The 4859-nt window shown below is 55.9% G+C and carries 3 protein-coding genes; 2 read left to right on the top strand and 1 reads right to left on the bottom strand.

Annotation, left to right across the window (positions count from 1 at the left end; genetic code table 11):
* Positions 1-322 precede the first annotated feature (322 nt).
* Both ABX749_RS22025 and ABX749_RS22020 read left to right on the top strand, forming a co-directional pair.
* A complete protein-coding gene (locus ABX749_RS22025; protein WP_372897879.1) occupies positions 323-1360 on the top strand; it encodes a PEP-CTERM sorting domain-containing protein in 1038 nt (345 codons plus the stop codon).
* 134 nt (positions 1361-1494) lie between these two features.
* On the top strand, positions 1495-1746 hold the full coding sequence (locus ABX749_RS22020) for a hypothetical protein (RefSeq protein WP_145207237.1): 252 nt from the start codon (positions 1495-1497) through the stop codon (positions 1744-1746).
* Positions 1747-2055: 309 nt separating this feature from the next.
* Here the strand turns inward: ABX749_RS22020 and ABX749_RS22015 are convergent.
* Positions 2056-4859: SdrD B-like domain-containing protein (locus ABX749_RS22015; RefSeq protein WP_372897878.1), on the bottom strand; the 2804-nt coding region annotated here is incomplete at its 5' end.

The raw sequence follows: 4859 nt of genomic DNA, 5'->3' as shown, positions 1-4859 counted from the left end.
GGGGTGGGGGGGGGTGGTTGGGGGGTCAAAATATTTGTTGGTCAAAAAATGGAGTCAGCTCGCAGCATTGACTCTTCGGTCACCCCTATTTTTTGACCATTCTCCAAAATTAAGACGGGCGCGACGCGCGAGTCCTCGTCCGGGCAGTCTACCCGGACGGACGGGCTCCCTTTTGATCAATCCCGTTGGCCCCAGAAGCAATATTCGATCGCGCTGGACCGGCTGATTTTGGACTAAACCCGAATCATAGCCCCGACTATGCTCTGACTCGCGTCCGATCGTTGGCTGGTCCTTTCACACTTTGCTTCGGAGTCATTTTCTCATGTTTCGACGATCTCTGATTGTCGTCGCAGTCCTTTATGCGACGGTATCTTGTCTACAAACGACGGTATCCGCGCAAGTTGCGGCGGACGCAAAAGCGACCGACTTCGCCATTTACGCCGGTCAGATGGTGACGCTGGATTCCTACAGCACCGTGCTGGGCGACGTTTATGCTCGGGAAAATATAGCTATCGATTTCGGATACGGCATTCAGCGTCGTTCGCGAACACGCGGCAACTTTTACGCCGTCGAAGACATCGTCACGACACGCAGCCTGATCGATATCAACGGCGATCTGTTTGCCAATCGAGATATCACGTTTAGTAGCGGGACCGATGTCGTCGGAAATGCGACCTACGGGCGTGACATTTCCGCCAACGCATCCAGTGTGGTCACGGGAACGGTGACGCAAGCGAGCAATACGGTTGCCTCGATCGCCATGCCGCACACCACCGATTTCGTCGCGGGATCAGTGGATTACAATTTGGCCGGTCAAGAGGTCGTCAACTTGACCCCCGGAAGCTATCGATCGGTCGACCTCAGCGGTTCGTCGCTGAAAGAGTTGCACCTGACCAGTGGAGACTATTTCCTTCGCAATCTGACGCTCGGCATTTCGACCGATCTGTATCTCGATTTGACCGGTGGCCAGATCAACGTTTACGTCGAAGATGATGTCGATCTGGGAACCGGATTGCAGCTCTACGTCAACGGCACCGAATTCCCTGAAACCGATGACAACCCGCCCCCGTCGTTTGTCGACTTGGCGAGTGAAGTCACCTGGGAAGTGCATGGCGATTTCGAAATCGGCAGCGGGTTCTTGAACGAGTTCCTCGGCACGGTCTACACGCCCGCCGGAAACATCTCGGTCGATACACAATCTTTTTTTGGTTCGATGATTGCCGGCCGCAACGTCAGCGGAGACTTTTACTTGGAACACTACGCCTCCAGTCGCCTGACGGCCATTCCCGAGCCCAGTGCCGCGCTGGTACTGCTGCTCGGCGGCATGACCATGATCCGTTCACGGCGCAGGGTGTCGTGATAGCGACGCTGTCCAGTCGATGGACACACGTGGAATCGTCAAGGTGATGCAACGACGACGCTGATTGATAGTGTCGACGAAGCCCTCACGGGACTCGTGTTCGGACGGTGCTTGCACACCATCGTTCGTGATCGGTGGCCCTTCAATTAGCCGCAGTACGCGTCGTCATCGAGACGCGTGGCGCACACGGCTTGAAGTGGGCGACGGAGTACCAGCAGAGCGAATACTGGTGGGAAGAGGAAACGGTTGCTTGGTGGCTTTCGCAAATGCTTGTTTCCGAGCAGGCACCAGGAGCCGACATGCTGATCAATTGCCGCGACTTGGAAACAGTGGCTCAGTGGTACCAGCAACACGGCACCGACTACCTCGAACAGATCGCGAACTAGTAGCCGGTCGATTGCCCATCAATGAGAAATAACGAGAAGACCGGTTGTGCGCCCCTGTCCTGGAAACGACGTTCAATCGCAGGAGGCTCAGACTTGTCCCAGCCCAGCTGCGGGCAAGGCTGGGGCATCTGGGATAAGGGTCAAAAAATTGATTGGTCAAAAAATGGAGCCACTTCACAACAACGCTCCCGCGGTGCTCAACATTTTTTGACCACCCAATTTTTTGACCACCCAATTTTTTGACCAATCTCCCTGCCGACAATGGACTCGACGCTTGTTGTGATGGGCCGCATCGCGTTGGTGAGTCGTCTAGAGCGGTGCGAGCGGGCTGCGCCGGACCAGCTCGTGCGCAAGTAGTCCGATCGTGTGTTCAAACTCCTCGTCATCGGTCGGTGATTGATAGGGGCGTAGCCAGTCGGACGCGAGCGGTGGTGGCATTTCAGGCTCGGTCATCGGAGAGGTTCTTCTTGCGATTTCGTTGAGAACGGCGAGTGCGTCGAGTGGGCTCACGCGATCGTCGACGTTGACATCGAGGAACACAAGCGATTCTCCCATGGCAGCGATCGATTCACCATCGCCTTGGTTTCTGGCCAGGTAGTTGATCACTTGAAGGGCATCCAATGGCGATGTCTGGCCGTCGTTGTTGACGTCGAAGGGGTCGATCGGGTTTTGCACGCGCCCTGACGTGATCAACAGCGGGGCACCGGGATCAACGATCACGCCATTTTCTGTCAAATCGTCGTCTCCGGTCCTACCATCGGTGAACCGCAGCACGACTTCCCCAGGCGACAACGATTGAATTCCCCATTTCGAAGTTCGCGTGAAGCGATAGTAGTGGGGCTCGGTATCATCCGGAGTCGGTCCGTACTTGTAATAATTCGAAATCAACGAGTTATTATGCAACACGAGTGTGACATCGACCGTTTCTCCTATCTCGATACCGTGTAGTTCAAAACTGATGAATCCGACCGGGAACTTTGCGTCTGACGGTATTTTGTCTGGTTCCGGGTGGTCGTCAAACGCGGTCACCGCGACCAGCTCGGTGCCTTCCGGCGCGACAATCGTCACATAGGTATCATCCTCGGCGTTTGGCAAGGACGCGACATGGGGTTGCTGACGGTCTGGGACGCCATCATTGTTTCCATCACCTCCGAACGGCGCACCATCTTCGACCGAATCTGGTATCCCATCGCTATCGGTCGAAGCGTTGCTCGTGACGGCGAACGTCAAGACGTTTGTGCTACCGGCAGTCGGCGTCAAAGTATAAATTCGATTTTCCGGAAAAGTCACTTCTTCCCCGGGCCCCACCGCAACTCGAACCAGGTACTCCACCCCATGTTCGACGGCAAACTCAAACTGCCCTGATTCATCGGTTGACACCGTAGCGAGCACTTGGCGGCTGGGAAGCAAAAGCAGTTCAACGTCCGCGCGGTTCAGAGGGCCTTCACCCGGATCTTGAACGCCATCCCCATCAAGATCCGCAAAGACACTGCCGGAAAGTGTGGCTGTTTCGGCACGATTACCGAAATCGATCTCGCTGACCGACTGTCCCACATCGATCGAGACCGCGTGATAGCTCCGCACGTCGGTGACGTAGACGTCCGTGGTCGTCAACGTCCCGATGTCGGATGCGAAGAACGCAACGCGACCTTCCTCCACGACCGGTCCATAGGAAAAGCTGAATCCGGGCTCAAGGATCTCGCGTCCATCGTAGATGAACACCCTCGAGCTCTCGACGGTCGAACGCGACCACGCGGCCACCCCGGCATCGAGTGACAGGTCTAATTTTCTCGACCCGTCGCTCGTCAATGTGGACAGCGCACCGCCAGCATGAAAAATCACCTCCGCATTGTCCTCGTCAGACCAACGAAGCCACGCGACGTTACCGAATGCGTCAACCTGGACTTCAGTTGCGGTCTCTGGTCCGGTGTCGATTTGCTGTGCCCCTTGGCCGTCGTCTCTCCACACCGAATACCACTGGCTAGCGGAATCGTACTGGATCCAAGCGATGTAGTCTCCATGGACGTCCATCTGGAAGACGATCTCACTCGCCGCCTCGGAAATCTCTCGTATCAGTTCGCCATCGTAGTGGTAGAGTCCGCGGCGATTGGCCGCGATGTCAATCGCATTGAAGACGACGCTGCCGCCATCGGCAGCCGCAATCCCAGCACTTTGTGACAAGACGATGGTCTTCTCACCGTCATTTAAGAACAAGTTGTTTCCGCTCTTGTAGATCAGATGATCTCCGTCGGTCAGCAGATCGCCGTCTTCGACACCGTTTCGTGTCAATCGCCGCACCGTTCCGGAGACGTTTTGATAGATGTCGTTCTGGTCGCTGTCGTTATCGAAGCGATCGTGATCCAACGCCCAGGAAACAGTCCCATCACGGGTCACGCCGAATGATGTGATGCTCTCCTCATCGATCACAACAATGTCCACCACATTGTTGCCGTCGAATCGCCGCAAGCGTCCACCTGGCGAAGTGTTCTCGCCCCAAACGATGTAAGGTCCGGACAACGACAAGTCCACTTTGACAAAATTGGATGTCGCGATCGACTGATAATCCACCGCGACGGGGAATGTCTGATTCCAACCCGCTTGCGGCACCTCGCGAATCACATAGTCGCCCACGGGCAGTCTCAGCTCGTAAGATCCATCGGAGGATGTCGTTGTTGACGGCTCGTCGGAGTCCAACACCTTGTTGTCATTGATGTCGGCATAGATGGTCCAGCCGGCAAGCCCCGGCTCGGCTGGGTCGCGGACCGCGTTGCCGTTCCGGTCTTCAAATTTTGTCCCACTGACGACACCACGCCGGTCGATGACACCAAAATCCAGGTCGACCAGTTGGGTGCCACTTTCAATCGCGATCGAATAATCACCTCCGTCAACAAACTGAGACTGAGTGAAGCCCTCCGGTAGGACGAGCGAAACGACGTGTTGCCCGAACGGTAAGCCGAAAAAGTCGAATCCGGATTCCGTCGATTGCATCGTCTGGTCGATCGAACCGTCGCTGTGATAGTCGACTTCGACGACGAAATCGCTTAGCAGCGGCTCGCCCGCGTCTCGATCGCCATCCTTGTTCAGGTCTTCAAACACCGATCCGCTGACAGATG

It is taken from the genome of Stieleria sp. (assembly GCF_041595215.1).
Taxonomy (GTDB): domain Bacteria; phylum Planctomycetota; class Planctomycetia; order Pirellulales; family Pirellulaceae; genus Stieleria; species Stieleria magnilauensis.
The sequence above is the reverse complement of the archived record's forward strand: the minus strand, read 5'-3'. Positions and strand labels throughout refer to the sequence as shown.

Coding starts and splice junctions, on each gene's coding strand:
- ABX749_RS22025 (WP_372897879.1), top strand. CDS start 323: ATGTTTCGACGATCTCTGATTGTCGTCGCAGTCCTTTATGCGACGGTA.